17 protein-coding genes are annotated in these 21800 nt (G+C 71.0%); 7 read left to right on the top strand and 10 right to left on the bottom strand.

Going from position 1 to position 21800, the window contains the following annotated elements:
• Positions 1–124: 124 nt before the first annotated feature.
• From ACIA8R_RS14135 to ACIA8R_RS14125, 3 genes are read right to left on the bottom strand one after another with little or no spacing between them, the layout of a single operon-like run.
• Complete coding sequence (locus ACIA8R_RS14135) at positions 125–865, bottom strand: succinate dehydrogenase/fumarate reductase iron-sulfur subunit (RefSeq protein WP_357704176.1); 741 nt, start codon at positions 863–865, stop codon at positions 125–127.
• Positions 862–2787, bottom strand: a complete 1926-nt coding sequence (locus tag ACIA8R_RS14130; RefSeq protein ID WP_364098620.1) for a fumarate reductase/succinate dehydrogenase flavoprotein subunit — start codon at positions 2785–2787, stop codon at positions 862–864. The genes ACIA8R_RS14135 and ACIA8R_RS14130 overlap by 4 nt, the downstream gene beginning before the upstream one ends.
• Complete coding sequence (locus ACIA8R_RS14125; protein WP_357704173.1) at positions 2784–3542, bottom strand: succinate dehydrogenase cytochrome b subunit; 759 nt, start codon at positions 3540–3542, stop codon at positions 2784–2786. The genes ACIA8R_RS14130 and ACIA8R_RS14125 overlap by 4 nt, the downstream gene beginning before the upstream one ends.
• 132 nt (positions 3543–3674) lie before the next feature.
• Between ACIA8R_RS14125 and ACIA8R_RS14120 the strand changes: the two genes are divergently transcribed.
• The 7 genes from ACIA8R_RS14120 (at position 3675) to ACIA8R_RS14090 (ending at position 10990) form a co-directional block, all read left to right on the top strand.
• Positions 3675–4604, top strand: coding sequence for a LysR family transcriptional regulator (locus ACIA8R_RS14120; RefSeq protein ID WP_357704171.1), 930 nt, complete (start codon positions 3675–3677; stop codon positions 4602–4604).
• A 35-nt stretch (positions 4605–4639) separates the two neighbouring features.
• The gene (locus ACIA8R_RS14115) at positions 4640–5776 is read left to right on the top strand and encodes a fused response regulator/phosphatase (RefSeq protein WP_357704169.1); all 1137 of its coding nucleotides are present in this window, start codon (positions 4640–4642) and stop codon (positions 5774–5776) included.
• Complete coding sequence (locus ACIA8R_RS14110) at positions 5773–6915, top strand: ATP-binding protein (protein ID WP_397038541.1); 1143 nt, start codon at positions 5773–5775, stop codon at positions 6913–6915. Before ACIA8R_RS14115 ends, ACIA8R_RS14110 begins: the two co-directional genes overlap by 4 nt.
• Positions 6912–7361, top strand: a complete 450-nt coding sequence (locus ACIA8R_RS14105) for a response regulator (protein ID WP_364098612.1) — start codon at positions 6912–6914, stop codon at positions 7359–7361. The genes ACIA8R_RS14110 and ACIA8R_RS14105 overlap by 4 nt, the downstream gene beginning before the upstream one ends.
• Positions 7362–7555: 194 nt before the next feature.
• The gene (locus tag ACIA8R_RS14100) at positions 7556–8341 is read left to right on the top strand and encodes a hypothetical protein (protein ID WP_364098609.1); all 786 of its coding nucleotides are present in this window, start codon (positions 7556–7558) and stop codon (positions 8339–8341) included.
• A gap of 13 nt (positions 8342–8354) precedes the next feature.
• Complete coding sequence (locus ACIA8R_RS14095) at positions 8355–10241, top strand: fumarate reductase/succinate dehydrogenase flavoprotein subunit (RefSeq protein ID WP_357704161.1); 1887 nt, start codon at positions 8355–8357, stop codon at positions 10239–10241.
• Positions 10238–10990 (top strand): succinate dehydrogenase/fumarate reductase iron-sulfur subunit, encoded by a 753-nt coding sequence (locus tag ACIA8R_RS14090; protein ID WP_352324162.1) that lies wholly within the window; start codon positions 10238–10240, stop codon positions 10988–10990. The genes ACIA8R_RS14095 and ACIA8R_RS14090 overlap by 4 nt, the downstream gene beginning before the upstream one ends.
• Before the next feature lie 57 nt (positions 10991–11047).
• Here the strand turns inward: ACIA8R_RS14090 and ACIA8R_RS14085 are convergent, their stop codons facing one another.
• The 7 genes from ACIA8R_RS14085 to ACIA8R_RS14055 all read right to left on the bottom strand — a co-directional run bounded on the left by ACIA8R_RS14085 (position 11048) and on the right by ACIA8R_RS14055 (position 21757).
• A complete protein-coding gene (locus ACIA8R_RS14085) occupies positions 11048–12439 on the bottom strand; it encodes a hypothetical protein (protein WP_397038538.1) in 1392 nt (463 codons plus the stop codon).
• A gap of 74 nt (positions 12440–12513) precedes the next feature.
• The gene (locus tag ACIA8R_RS14080; protein ID WP_397038536.1) at positions 12514–14733 is read right to left on the bottom strand and encodes a hypothetical protein; all 2220 of its coding nucleotides are present in this window, start codon (positions 14731–14733) and stop codon (positions 12514–12516) included.
• Between the two features lie 63 nt (positions 14734–14796).
• Complete coding sequence (locus ACIA8R_RS14075; RefSeq protein ID WP_357704155.1) at positions 14797–15189, bottom strand: (deoxy)nucleoside triphosphate pyrophosphohydrolase; 393 nt, start codon at positions 15187–15189, stop codon at positions 14797–14799.
• Between the two features lie 13 nt (positions 15190–15202).
• Positions 15203–16300, bottom strand: a complete 1098-nt coding sequence (locus ACIA8R_RS14070) for a bifunctional lytic transglycosylase/C40 family peptidase (RefSeq protein ID WP_357704153.1) — start codon at positions 16298–16300, stop codon at positions 15203–15205.
• Positions 16301–16302: 2 nt separating this feature from the next.
• Positions 16303–16926, bottom strand: coding sequence for a hypothetical protein (locus ACIA8R_RS14065; protein ID WP_357704151.1), 624 nt, complete (start codon positions 16924–16926; stop codon positions 16303–16305).
• Between the two features lie 2 nt (positions 16927–16928).
• On the bottom strand, positions 16929–19283 hold the full coding sequence (locus ACIA8R_RS14060; RefSeq protein ID WP_397038533.1) for a type IV secretion system protein: 2355 nt from the start codon (positions 19281–19283) through the stop codon (positions 16929–16931).
• The gene (locus ACIA8R_RS14055) at positions 19280–21757 is read right to left on the bottom strand and encodes an ATP-binding protein (RefSeq protein WP_364098597.1); all 2478 of its coding nucleotides are present in this window, start codon (positions 21755–21757) and stop codon (positions 19280–19282) included. Before ACIA8R_RS14055 ends, ACIA8R_RS14060 begins: the two co-directional genes overlap by 4 nt.
• Between the last annotated feature and the right edge of the window lie 43 nt (positions 21758–21800).

The following is a 21800-nucleotide window of genomic DNA, read 5'->3' as shown; positions in this document are numbered from 1 at the left end:
GTCCCTGGTGCGTTCTTCTGACACCGGGAAGTGGTGCGAGCACCCCTGTTGTTACAGCTCGCCTAGAAATCGCAGAAGCCCCGCCCCGGTGCGTACCGGGACGGGGCCTGCTCGACGACCTGGCCTACTTGGCGTTGGCCTTGAGGTAGTCGCTGTTCATCTGGGCGATCGTGTCCAGCGGGATGCCCTTGGGGCACACCGCCGTGCACTCGCCGGTGTTCGTGCAGCCGCCGAAGCCCTCGGCGTCCATCTGGTCCACCATGGCCTTGGCGCGGACCAGGCGCTCGGGCTGGCCCTGGGGCAGCAGGCTGAGGTGAGTGATCTTGGCGGCGGTGAACAGGGAGGCCGAGCCGTTCGGGCAGGCGGCCACACAGGCGCCGCAGCCGATGCAGGTCGCGGCGTCGAACGCGGCGTCGGCGTCCTCCTTGCGCACCGGGACGCTGTGCGCGTCCGGGGCCGAGCCGGCCGGGACCGAGACGAAGCCGCCCGCCTGGATGATGCGGTCGAACGCGCTGCGGTCCACGACCAGGTCCTTCACCACCGGGAACGGCGCGGCGCGCCACGGCTCGATGGTGATCTCGGCGCCGTCCTCGAAGTGACGCATGTGGAGCTGGCACGTCGTCGTGGCACGCTGCTCGCCGTGCGCCACGCCGTTGATGACCATGCCGCACATGCCGCAGATGCCCTCGCGGCAGTCGTGGTCGAAGGCGATCGGGTCGTCGCCCTCCACGATCAGCCGCTCGTTCAGCACGTCCAGCATCTCCAGGAAGGACATGTCCGGGGACACGTCCTCCACCCGGTACGTCACCATGCGTCCGGCGTCCGAGGCGCCGTTCTGACGCCAGACCTTGAGGGTCAGGTTCACTTGTAGCTCCGCTGGGTCATCTTGACGTACTCGTATTCGAGCGCTTCCTTGTGCAGCACCGTCTCGCCGGAGGGCGTGCGCTCCCAGGCCGAGACGTGCGCGAAGTGCTCGTCGTCGCGCAGGGCCTCGCCGTCGGGGTCCTGCGACTCGGCGCGGAAGTGGCCGCCGCAGGACTCGGTGCGGACGAGGGCGTCCAGGCACATCAGCTCGGCCAGGTCGAAGAAGTCGGCGACGCGGCCGGCCTTCTCCAGCACCTGGTTCAGCTCCTCGGCGGTGCCGGACACCTTGACGTTCTTCCAGAACTCCTCGCGCAGCTCGGGGATGCGCTCCAGGGCCTTGCGCAGCGACTCCTCGGTGCGCTCCATGCCGCAGTAGTCCCACATGAGCTTGCCCAGCTCGCGGTGGAAGGAGTCGGGGGTGCGGGTGCCGTTCACCGACATCAGGCGGTCGATCCTGGTCCGGACCTTGATCTCCGCCTCGGCCACGGCCTCCTCGTCCACCTCGCCGTACGGGCCGTTGGCCAGGTAGTCGCCGATCGTGGTCGGGAGCACGAAGTAGCCGTCGGCCAGGCCCTGCATCAGCGCCGAGGCGCCGAGCCGGTTGGCGCCGTGGTCGGAGAAGTTGGCCTCGCCGATCACGAACAGGCCGGGGATCGTGGACTGCAGGTCGTAGTCCACCCACAGGCCGCCCATCGTGTAGTGGACCGCGGGGTAGATGCGCATCGGCACGTCGTACGGGTTCTCGCCGGTGATGCGCTCGTACATCTCGAAGAGGTTGCCGTACTTCTTCTCCACCGCGTCGCGGCCGAGCCGGTTGATGGCGTCGCGGAAGTCGAGGTAGACGCCGAGCCCGCCGGGGCCGACGCCGCGGCCCTCGTCGCAGACGTTCTTGGCGGCGCGGGAGGCGATGTCACGCGGGACGAGGTTGCCGAAGGCGGGGTAGATGCGCTCCAGGTAGTAGTCGCGCTCCTCCTCCGGGATGTCGCCGGGGGCCCGGTCGTCGTCCTTGCGCAGCGGCACCCACACGCGGCCGTCGTTGCGCAGCGACTCCGACATCAGCGTCAGCTTCGACTGGTACTCGCCGGAGACCGGGATGCAGGTCGGGTGGATCTGCGTGTAGCACGGGTTCGCGAAGTACGCGCCGCGCTCGTGCGCCCGCCAGATGGCCGTCGTGTTGCAGCCCTTGGCGTTCGTGGACAGGAAGAAGACGTTGCCGTAACCGCCGGTGGCCAGCACCACGGCGTCGGCGAGGTGCCGTTCGATCTCGCCGGTCACCATGTCGCGCACGATGACGCCGCGCGCCCGGCCGTCGGAGACGATCAGGTCGAGCATCTCGTGGCGGGTGTGCATCTCCACGGTCCCGGCCGCGATCTGCCGCTCCAGCGCCTGGTACGCGCCCAGCAGGAGCTGCTGACCCGTCTGGCCGCGGGCGTAGAAGGTACGGGAGACCTGGGCGCCGCCGAAGGAGCGCGTGTCCAGCAGGCCGCCGTACTCGCGGGCGAACGGCACGCCCTGGGCCACGGCCTGGTCGATGATGTTCACCGAGACCTGGGCCAGGCGGTAGACGTTCGACTCGCGGGCGCGGAAGTCGCCGCCCTTGACCGTGTCGTAGAAGAGCCGGTAGATCGAGTCGCCGTCGCCGCGGTAGTTCTTGGCGGCGTTGATGCCGCCCTGGGCGGCGATGGAGTGGGCGCGCCGGGGCGTGTCCTGGTAGCAGAACGACTTGACGTTGTAGCCCAGCTCGCCCAGGGTCGCCGCGGCCGAGCCGCCCGCCAGGCCGGTGCCGACGACGATCACGTTGAGCTTGCGCTTGTTGGCCGGGTTGACCAGCTTGGCGCTGAACTTCCGCTTCTCCCACCGCTCCTCGATGGGACCGGCGGGAGCCTTGGCGTCCCGGATCTCCGAGCCTTCGGTGTACTTCACTTCACAACTCCGAACGTGATGGCGAGGGGCGGGGCCAGGAAGCCGACCACCAGGACCGCCGAGACCAGGGCGGCCGTCAGGCGCAGGCCGCGGTAGCGGTTGCGGTTGGCCCAGCCCAGCGTCTGGAAGGCGCTCCAGATGCCGTGCCGCAGGTGCAGGCCGACCATGACGACGGCCACGAGGTAGATGAGGGTCACCCACCAGCGGGAGGCGTCGAAGCCGGCGATCATGCGGTCGGCGGGCGCGGAGTCGAAGCCCTTGGGGTTCACGACGCCGAAGGTGAGGTCGAGCAGGTGCCAGACCAGGAACAGCAGGATCGTCAGGCCGCCGAACCGCATGATGTGCGTGGCGTAGCCGTTGGCCTGCGACTTCTTGGCCACGTACTTGACCGGCCGGGCCTTGGCCGCCTTGCGCGACAGCGAGATCGCGGCCCACATGTGCAGCACGACCGAGACGACGAGCCCGATCTCCAGGATCGTCAGCACCGTCCGGTACGGCGCGATGGGCTCGAAGAGCGTGCGCAGCGCGTCGGCGTACTCGTTGAACGAGTCCTTGCCGAGGAAGATCTTGAGGTTGCCGAGCATGTGCAGGACGAGGAAGGACACCATCACGGCGCCCGTGACGGCCATGACGACTTTCTTGCCGTTCGACGAGCTCAGGAACCGGCTCGGCTTCTTGGACGTCGGTGCGGGTGAGGCACCCTTGGGGGCGTTAACAGGCGCGGTGGCGGCGCCGCGCTCTATCGTGGCAGTCACGTTTGAACGCTAGGTATCCAGCAATGATCCGTCCAAGTCATCGCGGATCTGGTTTCCATAGCTTCCGGCTATGATGCTTGGTTTATACGGTCGGCATAAGGAAAAATGCTCGGCCGGTGCGAGGAAAATCACATGCAGTTGCAGCAGCTCGCCTACTTCGTCGCGGTCGCGGAGACCAGGCACTTCACCCAGGCGGCCGAGCGCATGCGGGTCGCCCAGCCCTCGCTCAGCAAGCAGATCAAGGCTCTGGAGAGCGAGCTCGGCGCGCCGCTGTTCTCCCGCGCGCGCGGGAACGTCACGCTGACGGCCGCGGGCGAGGCGCTGCTGCCCCTGGCCCGCCGCATGCTGGCCGACGCCGACACCGCCCGGCAGGAGGTGGCCGAGCTGGCGGGGCTGCGCCGCGGCCGGGTACGGCTGGGGGCCACGCCGTCGTTGTGCGCGGGCCTGCTGGCCGACGCGCTGGCGCGTTTCCACCAGGCGTACCCGGGGGTGGAGCTGCTGGTGGAGGAGGGCGGGTCGCGTGACCTGGTCAGGGCGCTGGCCAGGGGGCAGCTCGACCTGTCGCTGATCATCATGCCGCTGCAGAGCGACGACCCCTCGCTGGTGACCGAGGAGATCCTGCGGGAGAACCTGGTCGTGGTCGCGCCCTCGCACGAGCGGGCCCGGGGGCCGTACCTGCGGATAGAGGACCTGCGCGGCCGGCAGATGGTGATGTTCAGGCGTGGCTACGACCTGCGCGAGGCCACCCTCGCCGCCTGCCGCCAGGCCGGGTTCGAGCCCAGGTTCTCGGTGCAGGGCGGCGAGATGGACGCGGTGCTGCGGTTCGTCGAGGCGGGGCTCGGCGTGGCCGTGGTGCCGTCGATGGTGCTCGACGGGCGTCCTGGGCTGTCCGGCACGCCGCTCGCGCCGCCCGGCCTGAGCCGGACGATCGCCCTGGCCCACCGCAAGGACGTCGAGCCGACCAGGGCGGCGCAGGCGTTCCGGGAGACCCTGCTCTCCTTCGTGGTCGAGGCCGGCCAGGAAGGCACGCTTCCGCAAGGGGTCGAACTCATCGCAGAATGAGCAGCAACAGCCCGACTCCCCCGGGAAAGGCGTGTGTGACGGCAAACCTCGACGAGCCGCTGACACTGCTCCTCATCGAAGACGACGACGGCGACGCCTTCCTGGTCGAAGAGCTGCTCAACCAGGCCGTGGCGCCACCGACGATCTTCTGGGCGCGCAGCCTCCAGGAGGCCAGGGCCAAGCTCGACCCGACGATCCAGTGCGTGCTCGTCGACCTCACGCTGCCCGACGCCAGCAGGCTCGAAGCGCTGGAGGAGGTGCTCGCGCTGGCCCCGCACGCGGCCGTGCTGGTCCTCACCGGCCTGCGGGACGTGCACGTCGGCGTGGCCGCCGTCCAGGCGGGCGCCCAGGACTACCTGGTCAAGCAGGACATCGACGCCCGCCTGCTGGCCAGGGCGATCAGGTACGCGATGGAGCGCAAGCGCGCCGACCTGACCCAGCTCAGGCTGTTCGAGGCCGAGCTGACCGCCAAGGAGAACGCCCGCCTGGAGAGCGGCCTGCTGCCCGTGCCCCTGCTGCGCACCGACGCCATCACCCACCAGATCCGCTACCTGCCGGGCGACCGGGGCACGCTGCTGGCCGGCGACTTCCTCGACATGGTCCAGACGCCCGACGGCGCGGTGCACGTCGTCGTGGGCGACGTCTGCGGACACGGGCCCGACGAGGCCGCGCTCGGCGTGGCGCTGCGCATCGCCTGGCGCACGCTGGTGCTGGCCGGGCAGACCGGCGACACGCTGCTGCGCACGATGGACGCCCTCCTGCGCGCCGAGCGCAAGGCGCCCGAGATCTTCACCACGCTGTGCATGGCGACGCTCACGCCCGACCTGCGCGACGCCCGGATGCGCGTGGTCGGGCACCCGCCGCCGGTGCTGGTCCGCGGGGGCGTGCCCGCGGCGGTGGACGGCACGCCCTCGGGTCCGCCGCTCGGCATCTTCCCCGACGCCGAGTGGGCGGTCATCGACGTGCCGCTGGGCGAGGAGTGGTCGATGCTGCTCTACACCGACGGCCTGATCGAGGCGGCCGTCGGCGAGCGCAAGGAGGCGCTCGGCGTCGAGGGCCTGGTCGGGCTGGTGCGCGAGCACGGCGCGATCGACCTCGACCGGCTGATCGCGCACGTCGGGAAGCCGAGCGACGACCTCGCGGTGGTCATGGTGTCGAGGAGACCGGGATGAGCATCCATCCGCTGCCGCCCCCGAAGCCGCCGACCGGGCTCGGCAGGCTGCCCGTGGCCCGCTGGTTCCTGGCCATCGGCGCGGTGGCCGGGTTCGCGTTCGCGTCCGGCGTGGTGGTCACCATGACGATGATCGCGCACGCGCGGGCCCTGAACCCGAGGCCCGAGGTGGCCGCCCAGCTCGACCGGCTCAACGTGGCGCTGATCGTGATGTTCGCGGTGCTGGCGGCGTGCGGGGCGGGCCTGGCGTTCGTCGTCCGGCACGCCGTGCTCAAGCCCGTCGCCCGGCTCACCGAGCAGGTCCGCACGGTCGCCGCCGGCGATTTCGACCACCGGCTCGGCGTCGACCGGCCGGCCGAGCTGAGCGAGCTGTCCAGCCACGTCGACTCCATGCGCCGCCGCATCGTCTCGGCCTGGCGCGAGGCCGCCGACCAGGCCGACGAGCTGCGCAGGTCCAACGGCGACCTGGAGCAGTTCGCCTACGTCGCCAGCCACGACCTCCAGGAGCCGCTGCGCAAGGTCGCCAGCTTCACCCAGATGCTGGAGCAGCGGTACGGCCCGCAACTGGACGACCGCGCCCGGCAGTACATCCACTACGCGGTCGACGGCGCCAAGCGCATGCAGCTCCTGATCAACGACCTGCTCGACTTCTCCCGGGTGGGCCGGGTGAACGGCGGGCGCGCGCCGACCGACTCGGGCCAGGCCCTGGGCCGAGCCCTGGAGAACCTGTCGGCCATGATCGAGGACACCGGCGCCACCGTCGTCCACGACGACCTGCCCATGGTCGAGGGCAACCGGCCGCAGCTCACCCAGCTCTTCCAGAACCTCGTCGAGAACGCGGTCAAGTTCCGCTCGCAGGAGCCGCCACGCGTGATCCTCACGGCCGAGCGGAAGGGCGACATGTGGGAGTTCAGCTGCTCCGACAACGGCATCGGCGTCGACCCCAAGTACGCCGACCGCATCTTCCTGATCTTCCAGCGGCTGCACCCTCGCGACGTGTACCCGGGGACCGGCATCGGCCTGGCGCTCTGCCGGAAGATCGTCGAGTACCACGGCGGGCAGCTCCGGCTCGACGACACACCGGCGGACCAGGGCGCGACGTTCCGCTGGACGCTTCCGGCGGCAGGAGACGACGCATGACCGACTGGCACCCGATCGACGTGCTCCTCGTGGAGGACGACCAGGGGGACATCCTGCTCACCAGGGAGGCGTTCGCCCTCAACAAGGTGCGCAACCGGCTCGACGTGGTCAACGACGGCGAGCAGGCGATGGCGTACCTGCGGCGGGAGGGCGCCTACGCCGGCGCGCCCCGGCCCGACCTGATCCTGCTCGACCTCAACCTGCCCCGGATGAACGGCCTGGAGGTGCTGCGCGAGATCAAGGCCGACGCCGCGCTGCGGACGATCCCGGTGGTGATCCTGACGACCTCGGAGGCGGAGGAGGACATCCTGCACAGCTACCGGTTGCACGCCAATGCTTATGTGTCGAAGCCGGTGGATTTCGAGCAATTTATCCGTGTTGTCCGGCAAATAGATGATTTTTTCGTGACCGTGGCGAAGCTCCCGACACCCGGCCGGCGGCCCTGACGCGCCTACGTGACAGGAATCACAGTGGGTCATCGAAAAAGTGAGTGACCCCGCTCACAAAATCCTATGCGGTCGTCGTAACGTATCCCCCACCAATACGCGCCCAGAGCGGTACCGCACCCGCCGTACGCGCGCCCAGTGAAACGACCCGGACCCCCTGTGTGCAGGGTCCGCGGGAGGTGGAGAGGTCCGCGATGACCCAGACGACGCCCGAAGCCCCGGTCAGAAGGCAACGCGCCCAGGTCAAGGTGCGCACGCTGCGCACCGACAGGTGGTGGCTGGTCCCGCTGCTGACTTTCCTCGGGCTCAGCTCGTTCCTTGTCTACGGCGTGTGGGCGATCATCGACGGCAGTTATTTCGTCGATCCGTACATCGCCCCGTTCGCCTCGCCCTGTCTGACCACGGCGTGCCCCGAGGGCGCGCGGCTGTTCGGGTGGGCGCCGATCGGCGACTGGTTCACCCTGCCGCCAGGGCTGCTCATCCTCGGCCTGCCGGGCGGGTTCCGGCTCACGTGCTACTACTACCGCAAGTCGTACTACCGGTCGTTCTGGCTGTCGCCGGCCGCGTGCGCCGTCCAGGAGCCGCACGGCAAGTACACCGGTGAGACCCGGTTCCCGCTGATCCTGCAGAACATCCACCGGTACTTCTTCTACGCCGCCATCGTGATCGGCCTCGTCCTGGCCTACGACGCCGTCCTGGCGCTCGTGCACAAGCCGCAGGGGCTCGGCACCTGGATCCTGGTCGTCAACGCCGTGCTGATCAACACGTACACGCTGTCGTGCCACTCGTGCCGGCACATCACCGCGGGCAGGCTCAACCACTTCTCCCGTCACCCGCTGCGCTACCGGGCCTGGACGTTCGTCTCCAAGCTCAACGCCAAGCACCAGCAGCTCGCCTGGGCCTCGATGTTCTCGGTCATGATCGCTGACTTCTACGTCCGCATGGTCGCCAAGGGCGTCATCGCCTTCCCGTTCGCATAAAGGACTTCTTCCAGTGGAAATCGAGCGTCACGAATACGACGTCGTCGTCATCGGTGCGGGCGGCGCCGGGCTACGGGCCGCCATCGAGGCCCGCCAGCAGGGCAAGCGCACGGCTATCGTCTGCAAGTCGCTGTTCGGCAAGGCCCACACCGTCATGGCCGAGGGCGGCGCGGCCGCCGCCATGGGGAACGTCAACTCCGACGACAACTGGATGGTGCACTTCCGTGACACCATGCGGGGCGGCAAGTTCCTCAACAACTGGCGCATGGCCGAGCTGCACGCCAAGGAGGCCCCCGACCGCGTCTGGGAGCTGGAGGCGTGGGGCGCGCTGTTCGACCGCACCAAGGACGGCAAGATCAGCCAGCGGAACTTCGGCGGTCACGAGTACCCGCGGCTCGCACACGTGGGCGACCGTACCGGCCTGGAGCTGATCCGCACCCTCCAGCAGCGGGTCGTCGCGCTGCAGCAGGAGGACTTCGAGACGCACGGCGACCACGAGGCCTACATCAAGGTCTTCGCCGAGTGCACGGTCACCCGCCTGCTCAAGGACGGCGACCGCATCTCCGGCGCGTTCGGCTACTGGCGCGAGACCGGCAACTTCCTGCTCTTCGACGCCCCCGCCGTGGTCCTGGCCACCGGCGGCATCGGCAAGTCGTACGTCGTCACCTCCAACTCCTGGGAGTACACCGGCGACGGCCACGCCCTGGCCCTGCTCGCCGGCGCCAACCTGATCAACATGGAGTTCATCCAGTTCCACCCCACCGGGATGGTCTGGCCGCCGTCCGTGCGCGGCATCCTCGTCACCGAGTCCGTCCGGGGCGACGGCGGCGTGCTGCGCAACTCCGAGGGCAAGCGCTTCATGTTCGACTACATCCCCGAGGTGTTCAAGGACAAGTACGCCACCACCGAGGAGGAGGGCGACCGCTGGTACAACGACCAGGCCAACAACCGGCGCCCGCCGGAGCTGCTGCCGCGTGACGAGGTGGCCCGCGCGATCAACTCCGAGGTCAAGGCCGGTCGCGGATCGCCCCAGGGCGGCGTCTTCCTCGACGTCTCGACCCGACTGCCGGCCGAGGAGATCAAGAAGCGGCTGCCGTCGATGCACCACCAGTTCAAGGAGCTGGCCGACGTCGACATCACCGCCGAGCCCATGCAGGTGGGCCCGACCTGCCACTACATCATGGGCGGCGTCGAGGTGGACGCCGACACCGGCGCGGCGGCCGTACCCGGGCTGTTCGCGGCGGGCGAGGTGTCCGGCGGCATGCACGGCTCCAACCGGCTGGGCGGCAACTCGCTGTCCGACCTGCTGGTGTTCGGGCGGCGCGCGGGCGCGGGCGCGTCGGCGTACGTCGACGGGCTCAAGGCCCGTCCCAAGGTCGCCCAGGAGCTCGTGGACGCGGCCCGCGAGGAGGCCCTGGCGCCCCTCCAGCGCGACGGCGAGAACCCGTACGAGGTGCACCACGAGCTCCAGCGGACCATGAACGAGCTGGTCGGCATCATCCGCAAGGCCGAAGAGGTCTCCGAGGCCATGGAGGTCGTGGAGAAGCTCAAGGAGCGCGTGCGCCAGGTCGGCGCGGCCGGCTCGCGGATCTACAACCCCGGCTGGCACCTGGCGATCGACCTGCGCAACATGGTGCTGGTCTCCGAGTGCGTGGCCCGCGCCGCCCTGCTGCGCGAGGAGAGCCGCGGCGGCCACACGCGCGACGACTTCCCCGGGATGAATCCGGAATGGCGCCGCAAGCTGCTCGTCTGCTCCACGGCGGACGGCGGCGACGTCCAGGTCGTGGAGAAGACCCAGCCGTCCATGCGCGACGACCTGATCACCCTGTTCGACCGGGACGAGCTGAAGAAGTACCTCACCGACGAAGAGATGGCCGAGTTCGACGGGATTGCCAAATGAGTTACAAGGCGAAGTTCAAGGTCTGGCGTGGTGAGGGCGGCGAGGGCAAGCTTGAGGACTTCACCGTCGAGGTGAACGAGGGCGAGGTCGTCCTCGACATCATCCACAGGCTCCAGGCGACGCAGGCCCCCGACCTGGCCGTGCGCTGGAACTGCAAGGCCGGCAAGTGCGGCTCGTGCAGCATGGAGATCAACGGCAAGCCGCGCCTGGGCTGCATGACCCGGATGTCCACCTTCTCCGAGGACGAGACCATCACGGTCACCCCGATGCGGACCTTCCCCGTCATCAAGGACCTGGTCACCGACGTGTCCTTCAACTACCAGAAGGCCCGCGAGATCCCCTCGTTCACGCCGCCCGCGGGCGTGCGTCCGGGCGAGTACCGCATGCAGCAGGTCGACGTCGAGCGCTCGCAGGAGTTCCGCAAGTGCATCGAGTGCTTCATGTGCAACAACGTCTGCCACGTGATCCGCGACCATGAGGAGAACAAGCCGGCCTTCGCCGGTCCGCGCTTCCTCATGCGGATCGCCGAGCTGGACATGCACCCGTACGACGTGGCCGACCGGCAGGAGTCCGCCCAGGAGGAGCACGGGCTCGGCTACTGCAACATCACCAAGTGCTGCACCGAGGTCTGCCCCGAGCACATCAAGATCACTGACAACGCGCTGATCCCGATGAAGGAGCGCGTGGCCGACCGGAAGTACGACCCGCTGGTCTGGCTGGGCAACAAGATCTTCAAGCGCGCCAAGTAGGCGAGCAAGCGGAAGCGGGGGCCGGATCCGTCCGGCCCCCGCTTCCGTCGTTCTCCGCTACTTGCGGCCCCAGCGCTTCTTCTTGTGCTTCGGGTCCGGAATCTCCTTGGTGGTGTCCTCCGGCTGCTGCGGCGGCAACGGCTGGACGACCGTCGCGGCGTCCCCCTCCGGCGGCAGGTACGGCGGCGGCTGGTACCCCTCGGACGGCCCCGGCTGCCGGGGCTGCACGGGCTGCTTCGGCTCGAACAGCGACGGGCCCTGCTGCCAGGGCTCGGAGTCGCCGCTCTCGGCCGCCGCGGCCGGGGCCAGCGGGAACTCGCGCTCATCCTCGTACGGCTTCCCGCCGCCCGGCGGGATGTCGGCCGGCGGCTGCTCGGCCGGGATCAGCGGCTCGAACGGGTCACGGTAGTCCTGGGTGGCCTGCGGCGGCTCGCTGTAGGAGTCGAACTCGTCCGGGTGCAGCACGACGGGCTCGGGGGCTGTCGCGGGCATGGTTGCGGGCATGGTTGCGGGCATGGTGGCGGGCACTGTCGGCTCCGGCTCGGGCGGGTAGCCGCCCTGGTGCCCGTACGGGTCGTGGTAGGCCGCCGGGTCGTGGTACGCCGGGCCGTAACCGGGCTGGCCGGTCGGGTAGGTCTGGATCGGGACGAAGCTGATGATCGGCGCGTACGCCGTGCCGCCCGGGTAGCCGGGGGCAGGGAAGGAGGCCGTGGCGTAACCGGGGCCCGCCGGGTAGCCGGGCGGCGGCGCGTCCGGACGGCCCATCGGGGAGCCCGCCGGAGGGCCCGCCTTGCGCACGGCCGCCGCGTGGGCCATGCGGCGCAGCCGTCCCTCGAAGATGAGCACCGCGAACAGCGCGAGCAGGACGAGCACCAGCGCCGGGATGCTGAGCTTCTGCGTCAGCGACTTCTGGTCGAACTCCGGCGCGGCCGCGCGCAACTCCAGCTGGCCCGAGTCCGTGGCCGGGGCGGTGTCGCTCGGCGGCGGCGGGACGGCCGCGGTGGGCGAGTCCGTCGGCGCGACGGACGGCATCTCGACGGTCGGCTCCGTCGACTGCTCCGTGGGCAGCGGCCCGGCCGTGGTCTGCGCGGTGGGCAGGGGCGCCAGCGGCTGCTGCGTCGTCTCCTGGACGGGCGGAGGTGTGGGCGCGGTGGTGGTCTTGGGCGGTTTCGGTGCCTTCGTGGTCTTCGTCGGGCCCGCGGTGACGGTGTGGGTGATCGTCGTCTCCGGAGCCTCCTCCGGGGTGGGCGTGCCCAACGTCGTCGTGACGGTGACCGTGGTCTGCGGATCGCAGGTCTCGCCCGCGTCGCACGGCTCCACCGCCGGGTCGAAGGCCGCGCGGCTGACGGAGGCGCTCGCGCTCTGACCGACGAACGGGGCCACACCGACACCCGTCAGCCCGAGCGCCAGGACGATCGCGGACACGGCCGTCGCTCGCGTGCGTGCCACCGGAGCCCTCCGCATAGTCCCGGAACCTTGGTCAAGGGAATACTAGTCGGGTCAAAGCAACAGTAAAGACGGAATTACCATACGTTTCGCGGCTTACGCCTGCGTTGGAGTCTCGGGACCAGCCACAGGGCTCCCAGCAGCACGCCGATCCCCCCGATGACCAGCGAGAAACCGCGAGGGCCGTCCAGAGGGCTGGCGTAGGCGACGGGACGAACAGGTTTCCGCGCCTCCACGACCTGCACCGGCCACGGCGCCCCGGCCGCCGACTCCGGCGCCAGGCTCACCACCCCCGGGCTCCCCCCACCGGCAACCGCCCCCGCCGGCACGCCCCCCGGCACCCCGCCGGCGGCCACACCCCCCGGCAGCGCCCCACCGGGCAGGCCCCCTGACACTCCACCGGCCACACCCCCGGGCATCACGCCACCGGGCAGGCTCTGATGCAGCGCCCCCGGCACCCCACCCGGCGCCAACCCCGCCGCCCCGGACAACCCTCCGTGCGCAGCCCCTCCGGCCAGACTCCCCAACGCCCCGGGCACACTCCCCGCCACACCACCGGACAGGCTCCCCGCCGCGCCACCTGGCAGGCTTCCCGCAACACCGCCAGGCGCGCTCCCCGCCGCGCCACCTGGCAGGCTGCGCGCCACGCCGCCGGGCAGGTTGCGCGCCATCAGGCCACCGGGGAGGGCTTGTTGCCCCGCCGTGCCGCTGCGCGTCTGGCCGGCCGCGCCGGGCACCTGCCCCACACCCCCCGCCCGCGGGAACGCCCCCAACGTCCCGCCCGTACCTCCGACTCGGGGAACCTGCGCTCCGGGCAACGCCCCTCGGACCCCGCCCACGCCACCTGCGCGCGGGGCCTGCATCGCACCCCCGGCTCTCACCCTGGGGAGCGCCCCCTGAGCTCCACCGACGGCTCCCAAGCCGGTGGCCCCTCCGGAAAGGCCGGGCCACCCCGCCGCCGCACCACCCGTGCCACCCGTGCCACCCACACCGAGCGCACCACCGGTGCCACCCGCGCCGGCGCCACCCGCACCCAGGAGGCCGCCTCGCGTCTTCCCTCCGGAACCTGCGAGCAACCCCGCAGCGCCACCCTGCTGCCCCCGTACGCCCGCCCACGGCCCGCCCTGCGCGCCGCCCGGCCGCCGCCCGTTGTGAGGGGCCGGAACGGGCACCGCCTGGCCGCTGATCGTGGCGGCCTCGCGCGGCATCTCCTCCCCCACCTGCATGGACGCGCTCCTGCTCATGGTGGTCAGCCCACCGGAGGGCGTCCGCATCCTGGCCACCGCCGCGAGCACCACCTCCTTGGCCCCCGCAGGCGCCTGGAAGATCACATCCAGCGCCCGTTCCCCGGAGACCGCCCCGAGGGCGCAGACCCGCGCGCCGGGCAGTGCACCGCCATCGGCAGTCGAACCCTCCCCACCGGCCAGGGCCCGCGCGGCCAGCATCCCAGCCGCCTCCCGCCCGCCGACCTGGGCCCCGCCCCGACCACCTTCAGCCCGTGCCCCCTCCTGACCACCTTCAGCCCGTGCCCCCTCCTGGCCACCTTCGGCCCGGGACACCCCCGAACCCCGCTCAGCCCAAGAGGCGCCCTGCCTGTCCTGAGCCCGAGGCGCTCCCTGACCGCCCTGGACCTGATGCGCTCCCAGCCCGCCCTGGGCGCGGGACGCGTCCTCAGGGCGGGGGACGCCCCGACCGTCCTCGGCGTGCGGCACCCCCTGCGCACCGCCGACCTGCGGCATCCCCTGCCCGGCCCCGACCGGCGGCGCGCCCTGAACCCCTGGCGCTCCCGGCCCCCACTGCGCCGCCTCCCGGTCGGCCCCCGTCTGCGGCGCGCTGTAACCGGCCTCCGCCCGCGTCAGGCGTCGGCCCGGCGCGGCCCGCCGCGCCTCCCGTCCGTCCGGGTACGCACCGGCCTCCGGGTCCGCCCCGTCTCCGGCGGCCCACGGCGCGGGCTCGCCGCCCGGAACCGGGAACGGCAGCGGATGAGCCCCCTCCCCACTGGAATCCTCGGCCCTGTCCACCCCACCGGCCGCCATCCGGGAAGCGCCGGAGGACGTCGGGCAGGACACCCCCGCCAGCGCCTCGACCGGGCTGGTGGCCACCGCGACCTTGGCCCCCTTGGCCATCCCGTTGAGCCGGACCCTGAAACGCTGGACGTCACCCGTCCTGATCCACTTCCCCATGCCCTCGGGGCCGCTCACGCGTTCGAGCACGAGCGTCACCCCCGCAGCCGCCACGGGCACGGAGGGCAGCGCCACCAGGATCAACGCTCCAGAAAGGATCCAGCCACGCCGCATCACTCCACTCCCCCACTGCGACAAATCACGTGTAGTAATCGTTATGTCACAGAGAGAGACGGTCTAATCCTGCCGCAGCAGACTCTCCACGGTCTTCATGATCGGCAGGTCGGCCCCGAGCCACTCCACGTCGTAGTACTCCCCCGGCCCCAGCCAGCGCAACGCCAGGTGCTCACGGGCCTCGGGCGTGCCGGAGGTGAGCGTGGCCAGCCAGACGCGCAGGACGTACCCCTCCGACAGCGCCCAGTCCTCGCCCACGCGCGCGCCCACCGTGATCTCCACGCCGAGCTCCTCCCGGCACTCCCGGACCAGCGCGTCGACCTCGCTCTCACCCGGGTCCACCTTGCCGCCGGGGAACTCCCAGCCCCCGGCCAGCGCGGCGGGCGCGGCCCGCTGCGCGGCCAGCACCTTGCCGCCCGGGGCGACGATCACCGCCGCCACCACGATCGTGCTCATGCGTTCGTCATCCTCACAGTGCGGGATTCTGCAGCTTCTTGAGCTGGTCGAGCACATCGGGGTTCTGCAGGGGGCGGGTGAAGCCCATCTTGTTGTCGCGCGCCTGGTAGCTCGTCACCTTGATCGGCCCGCACAGCGTGCACCGGGCCTCCAGCATCTTGCCCTCGGACACGACCAGCCCCACGTGACCGGGGTTGTCGGCCGACGAGCCCGGACCGGCGTTGAAGAACACCAGGTCCCCGGGCTGCTCGTCCCCCGCCGGCACCTTCACCCCGAACGGCCACTGCGTGAACGTCGTGCGCGGGATGCTCAGCCCGGCGGCCCGGTAGGCCGCGTAGATGACGCCCGAGCAGTCGAACGCGTCCGGCCCGGTGCCGCCCCACAGGTACGGCTTGCCGCGCTGCGCCAGCGCGAACTGGAGGATCTTGGCCACGATGTCGCTGGGCGCGGCCGCCACCAGGGGGTCGTCGCACTCCTCGGAGGCCTGCGGCGGCACCTCCACCGCACCCGACTTGGCGTACTTCCTGGCGATCTCCTCGACCTGGTCGACGTACCACCAGGCGCGGTTGTAGGTGAACAGGGCCCGCCGGACGTTCTCGGGCGCGCCGTTGCGCTTGAGCATCTTGGCGGCCCCGAGGATGGCGTCGGCGGGGTTGTAGACGTCGCCCACGCCGTCGCCGTCGCCGTCGGAGGCGTAGCCGTTGAACGTCGAGGACATCGGCACCTGCGCCTTGCCGCCCCACGTCGAGATCAGGAACTGCATCGGGCCGGCCGCGCCCGCGTAGTTGGTGCCGCTCTTGACGCCGGGCAGGTCGCTGCGGCCGTGGTCGGTCTCGCGCTTGCCCACGGCGGCCAGGATCGTCCACTGGACGCCGATCTTCTTGCCCCACTTCTTGTACAGGTCGAGGTAGTCACCCGGGATGTCGGCGGCGCCCGAGTCGGACACCTCCTGCACCTGGGTGCCGCCCTCGCAGTCGACCGAGCCCTCGCCACCGCCGTTCAGGAAGGACGGCATCGTGACCAGCAACATCGGCGAGATGATGATCGCAGCCAGGAGGAGGACCCCGGCGAGACCGAGCAGCAGCGCCAGGCGGGTGGGGGAGGACTTCACCGCTAGCTGTCCCCGTCCTGGCCTTCGGTGGCGGGCAGCACGTCGAAGATCCGCCAGTCGGCGCCGAGCTGGCTCACCGTGACCGCCAGGTCCTCGACGTCCTGCCTGCTGCCGCTCTTCGCGGTGACCTGCCTGGTCTCGGTCACGACGAAGACGATGGAGGTCTTCTCGATCTGCCTGATCTCCTTCAGTCGGGCCGTGGCCTGGGAGACGACCTGGTCGTCGCGGTTCTGCTGGACGGTGCCCGCCGAGGTGAGCGTCCGGGTGAGGATGTTGCCCAGCTCGGCGGTGGTGAACGTCTTGACCCTCGCCGCGTACGCGGCCGGCTCCTCGTCGTACCTGAAGGTGCCGTAGACGGCGGTGAAGCGCTCGGCGAGGTCCGCCGCCGCGGCGAGCTGCTCCTTCTTCATCGGCAGGTAGGAGTAGACGTCGAACGGCGCGTCGCTGGCCGTGGCCAGCGGCTTGCTGGGCGCCGAGGGCGCGGCCGCGGACGTCCTGCCCGTGGACGGGGCCTGCTCGGGCGGATCGTCCGAGCTCGGCCACATCGTGAGGTAGACGCCGACCGCGGCGATGACCACGACGATGGCGGCGAAGGCCAGCCCGCGCTTGTCACCGGACTGAGCCATGGTCAGTCCTTGCCGCTGTTGGGCTTGAGCCAGAACGGCACCGACGGATCGTCACCCGAGCCGCCGTTGCCGCCGCTGCGCAACCACAGCGGCGGCGCCTCGGACGAGCGGGACGACGACTCGTCCGACCCGAAGATCCTGGGCCCCGACGACGCGCCGGACGGCCGGGACGCCGACCCTCCGGACCTGGACCCGCCACCGTTCCTGGACCCGCCGCCGCCGCCGAAGAACCCGCCCCCGGACCCACCGGAACCGGACCCCGAACCGCCACCGCCGCCGAACAGCCCGCCACCGGAGCCACGCGTACGCGACCCCGAGGACCGCGAGCCGCCGCCCCCGCCGCCCCCGCCGGACCCGCCGAACCGGGAGCCGCGCGAACCGCCCGAGGAGCCGTTGCGCGAACCACCGGACGCGCCGCCCCGCGAGGCCCATCCGCCACCCGACCGGCCGCCGAACCAGCCACCGCCACCAGCGCCACCGCCGCCACCGCCGGAACCTCCGGCGGAGCCGCCACCTGCGGCCATGCCCCCGGACGGCGTGCCACCCGCGGCCGCCGCACCGGAGCCCGCTCCGCGGGCGCCGCTCGGCGCCGGGCCGCGCGTCCTGCCGGCCTGGCCGCCGAGGTTGAGCGGGGGCGCGGTGCCCCTGCGGGGTTCGAGCGGAGGCCGGGCCCCCGCCTTACCGCCCTGCTGGTCGGTGTCCAGCGGCGCGGCCGACACCGGCATCCGGGTGCCCGCCGAGACGCCCTCGCCCTCCTCGCCGCGCATGCGCGCCTGGGCGACCGCGGCGCCGGCCGCCGCGCCCGCGCCGCTGCCCGCGGCCGCCGCCCTGATGAGCGGCTCGGCCTTGCGCAGGCCCCACCGGCCGAGCTTGGCGCCGGCGACCGGCGGCAGCACGTTCGCGGCCCGCTCCAGCACGGGCGAGCTCGCGGCGTCGCCGAGCATGCGGGTGGCGACCGTGTGGCCGCTCAGGGACGCGAACAGATGCTGGAACGGACGCCGGTAGAAGAACACCGCGATCGTCAGCAGCGCCATGAACAGCACCTGCAGCCCCCAGGGCATGGCCGTGGAGATGATCAGGGCGTACCCGTAGACCAGGACGCTGAGGACGAGCGTCAGCACCGCCTGCCTGAGCAGCGTGCCGACGAGCATCTCCACCCAGCGCATGGCGATGATGCGCCCGCTGCCCGGATGGACGCCGACCAGCAGGAACACCGGCCCGAGTATCAGCAGCAGCAGGAAGCCCACCTTGAGCACCAGCAGCGAGACCGCCACCAGGAAGATCAGCAGCCCGGCCACCACCGCCGCGATGAGCGCGCCGACGGACACGCCGAGCCTGCTCGACCAGTCGCGGCCGGAGAAGACCGTGTAGCGGGAGTCGTTCTTGAGCAGCTCGGCGACCTTGGCGTACTCGGCCTGATGGGCGGCGATGTCGGGGGCGGGCTGGCCGGCCACGGCGGGGGCGATCGACTGGGTCTCCAGCATCTTGCGCCCGAAGTCGCGCACGATCGGCTGCTGCGGGTCGGCGGTGCCGAACATGCCCACCAGCCACGGCTTGCAGACCAGGGTGGACCACAGGGCGTCGGCGTTCTGATCGACGCCGGCGGTGCCGACCTGGCCGTAGCCGCCCGGTTTGATCTGCGGGTTCGTCTGGCCGGGTGGTGGCAGGCAGGACGCGCCGCCCGCGCCCGGCAGGCCGGAGAAGGCGGAGTTGACCACCTCGCCCGTCTTGTCCGTCACGACCTTGCCGAGCCCGGTGAAGTCGCCCGGCCGGCTGAAGAACCACACGGCCACGGTGACCGCGAGGACCATCCAGATCACGCCCTCGGCGGTGGTGGTGGCCCGCTTGCGGATCAGGCCGTACCAGGCGAGCCAGATCGCGCCGAGGATCACGATCGGCCGCAGGAACGGCCAGTACATGGCCTCGGACAGGTTCTGGACGATGTCGTCGACGACGTCCTTGATCGACTGGAGCGGCCCTTCCGTCGCGGCCGCCTGGTACGTCGTGATCGTCAGCCGGTCGATGGCCTTGGCCGCGGTGAAGACGCCGTTGGCCCACATGTTGCCCAGCACGGCGACGTAGTCGGAGCAGCCGAGCCCGTGGGTCTGCCAGAACTGGCCGGCCATGCCGAACTGGCCGTAGTTCGTCGTCGGGGCCTGGGCGCCGCCCGTGGGAGGCGGCGGCTGGATCATTCCGTCGGTGCCACCGCCGATCATCTCGGGGTTGAGGGGCCCCGACAGGTCACAGGGCGCCGCCGCGACGGGCGTGGAGAAACCGCCCACCACCAGCGGAACCACGAGAACGGCACTGACCAGCGCGAGAACCAGCGCCAGTCGTCGGGATAGTCGGATCTTCATGACCGCACCTCCTGCGCCCTGCCCACGCCCCCTCGAAGATCATCATGCCCGCCACCGTCTGGTTTGTCGTGTGTCGGGTTCGTGTCGAGCCAGCGGAGCAGTTCTTCGGAGATCAGGTCTACTCCGATGCGCCCGGCTCTGCCATCCAGATCACGGAATACGCATTCGCCGTTGCCGAGCGAGCGGAGCACGGCCTTGTGCTCCTCCGACGGCTCCACGCCGAGCAGCGACATGACGTGGTCCACCTCCACCCTTTCGGTGGAACGGAACGCGAACACCGAGGACAGACAGTTGGTCACCTGCTCGTTCAGCAGGTCTCCGGCGTTCTGGGACACCAGGACGAGCGCCGTGTTCCGGGACCGTCCCATGCGGCTGACCTCGGGCACGAGCTTGGCGCCCTCGGGCGTGGAGGTGATCGCCCACGCCTCGTCCAGGAAGATGGCCTTGGGAGCGCGGCGGTCGAGGCCGTTCATCAGCCTGCGGGCGAACTGCGAGACCAGGTAGAGCAGGGCCACCGAGAGCCGCTGCTCGTAGGAGTAGTCGTCCCTGGTCGTGGCCACGTCGGGGAGCGTCAGCCCGCCCAGGGTGAACACGGTGGTCCAGCCCTCGCTGTCGATCTGGTCGCCGCCCGAGGGGTCGAAGCAGAGCCGGGCCAGGTGCATCTCCGACATCGAACGCAGCACCGCGCCCAGGTTCTTGGACGCCGGGTCGTCGGCCCGCTCCAGGTAGTCGACCACCTTGCCCAGCGACGGGTCGGCCCCGTTGGAGACCGCGGCCACCGCCTGGATCATGGCCGACTCGCGCTCCTCCGACATGCGGGGCAGCAGCAGCCGCAGCGTCTCGGTCGCCATGGTCTTCTTCGCCGCGATGTCGTCGCCGAACGAGAACGGGTCGAGCAGCCCCGGCGCGGCCGAGCCCAGCGGGATCACCCTGGCCTTGCGCCCGCGCTTCTCCAGGAGCTGGACCAGCGACTCGGCGTCGCCCTTCGGGTCGATCACCGCGACCGTGACCCCGCGCAGCGCCATCTGGTAGATCATCAGCAGCGCGAGCGTGGTCTTGCCGCCGCCCGGCTCGCCGGTGATCGCGATGGCGGTCGGCCGGTTGCGGCTCGCGGCCAGCAGCGGGTCGAAGTGCACGATGCTGCGCGCCCGGCCGACCGTCTCCCCGATGTACGGCCCGAGCCAGCCCTCGCTGCCGTCGTCGAGCCGGTCGCCGAGGTCGACGGTGGCCGTGGCCATGCCGCCCGCGATCGTCCGCAGCGGCTGGCGCTGGGCGTAGGCGTTGACGCGCACCTTCTCGCCCGGCAGCGCCTCGCAGAACAGCGAGAACTGGTCGCCGGTCGAGTTCACCACGTCGATGCCCATGTCGCGGTAGTGCTCGACGACCGCCTCGACCCGCTGCACGCAGATGTCCTCCGTGGGGGCCGAGACGATCAGGCGGTGCCAGCCGTACACGAAGGGCAGTCGTTCCTTGGTGATGCCGTGTTCGAGCATGCGGGCCGCGTCGATCTGCTCGGCCAGCGCGATCGGCGCCTCCGCGCCCGCCTCGCGGATGTGGTGGTCCATGTCGCGGGCGTGGGCCAGCTTGCGCGCGACGTCCTTGGACGCCTTGACCGGCGGGATCAGCCGCATCCTGGACGAGATCTCCACCGGGAAGGGCAGCTGGTCGGCGAAGTGCATCCACGGCTCGCCGTCGGGGAACGGCATGAGGTCGGGGAAGCGGGCGAAGGACAGATGGGCCACGTACGAGTCGCCCTGCGGCTGCACGATCCGCAGCAACGACCTGCCGTTGTGGATCTCGCCCTCGACCAGCGACTCGATCTCGCCCTTGCCCCAGCGCCGCTTCGGGCTGGCCGAGGGCGGCGGGTCGCCGAGCGCTCCGGCGGCGGCGTGCTGGAACAGCCAGGCCACCTCGACGGACGTGGCGTGCCTGGCGTACAGGGCACTGGACGCCAGCGCCCTGCCTAGCCGTTCGGCCGACTCCGTCCAGCGGCCGATCTCGCTGTCCGGGACGTGGTCGTCCTCCATGCCGAGCGCCTTCTCGGTCTTCTGGTAGAAGCCGAGAAGCTGGGCCAGCACGCCGCTGCCGAGCTGCTTGCCGCGCGGCCCGAGGCGTACGCCCAGGAAGACCTCCTTCGACCAGAAATCCTTCGCCCAGACGTGCCGGTACATCTCCTCCAGGTAGTCGCGCCAGCCGGGCCCCTCGTCGGACGTGGCGTTGAGCGCCATCGCCCACTCGGCCGCCGGGTAGGTGCGGTGCGCGACCCGCAGGTGGACCTCGGCGTCGGGCATCCTGATCGCGGCCAGCGCGATCGTGACGTTGGTGGCCAGCGCCTCGCGTTCCTCCGGCGTGACGAACTCGTAGCTGACCGTCGGAAGCCGGAAGTACGCCCACGCGCAGGTGTCCGTGAGCAGGATGCGGTCGTCGAAGTACCGGACCGCGAGGCGCTGGTGCGCTCGGGACGCCCTGCTCATGCCGCCCCCTCGGCGCATGAACGGGCCAGACCTGCTCGCATGT

Origin of the sequence: Nonomuraea sp. NPDC051191, from assembly GCF_044455665.1 — a bacterium.
Taxonomy (GTDB): domain Bacteria; phylum Actinomycetota; class Actinomycetes; order Streptosporangiales; family Streptosporangiaceae; genus Nonomuraea.
Note: the sequence above shows the minus strand (reverse complement) of the source record. Positions and strands in the feature narration are given on the sequence as shown.

What these genes read in the sequence shown, in the direction of transcription:
- ACIA8R_RS14105 (WP_364098612.1), top strand. Translation starts at nt 6,912, where the DNA reads ATGACCGACTGGCACCCGATCGACGTGCTCCTCGTGGAGGACGACCAG.
- ACIA8R_RS14080 (WP_397038536.1), bottom strand. Translation starts at nt 14,733, where the DNA reads ATGCGGCGTGGCTGGATCCTTTCTGGAGCGTTGATCCTGGTGGCGCTG.
- ACIA8R_RS14100 (WP_364098609.1), top strand. Translation starts at nt 7,556, where the DNA reads ATGACCCAGACGACGCCCGAAGCCCCGGTCAGAAGGCAACGCGCCCAG.
- ACIA8R_RS14090 (WP_352324162.1), top strand. Translation starts at nt 10,238, where the DNA reads ATGAGTTACAAGGCGAAGTTCAAGGTCTGGCGTGGTGAGGGCGGCGAG.
- ACIA8R_RS14075 (WP_357704155.1), bottom strand. Translation starts at nt 15,189, where the DNA reads ATGAGCACGATCGTGGTGGCGGCGGTGATCGTCGCCCCGGGCGGCAAG.
- ACIA8R_RS14065 (WP_357704151.1), bottom strand. Translation starts at nt 16,926, where the DNA reads ATGGCTCAGTCCGGTGACAAGCGCGGGCTGGCCTTCGCCGCCATCGTC.
- ACIA8R_RS14110 (WP_397038541.1), top strand. Translation starts at nt 5,773, where the DNA reads ATGAGCATCCATCCGCTGCCGCCCCCGAAGCCGCCGACCGGGCTCGGC.
- ACIA8R_RS14055 (WP_364098597.1), bottom strand. Translation starts at nt 21,757, where the DNA reads ATGAGCAGGGCGTCCCGAGCGCACCAGCGCCTCGCGGTCCGGTACTTC.
- ACIA8R_RS14060 (WP_397038533.1), bottom strand. Translation starts at nt 19,283, where the DNA reads ATGAAGATCCGACTATCCCGACGACTGGCGCTGGTTCTCGCGCTGGTC.
- ACIA8R_RS14120 (WP_357704171.1), top strand. Translation starts at nt 3,675, where the DNA reads ATGCAGTTGCAGCAGCTCGCCTACTTCGTCGCGGTCGCGGAGACCAGG.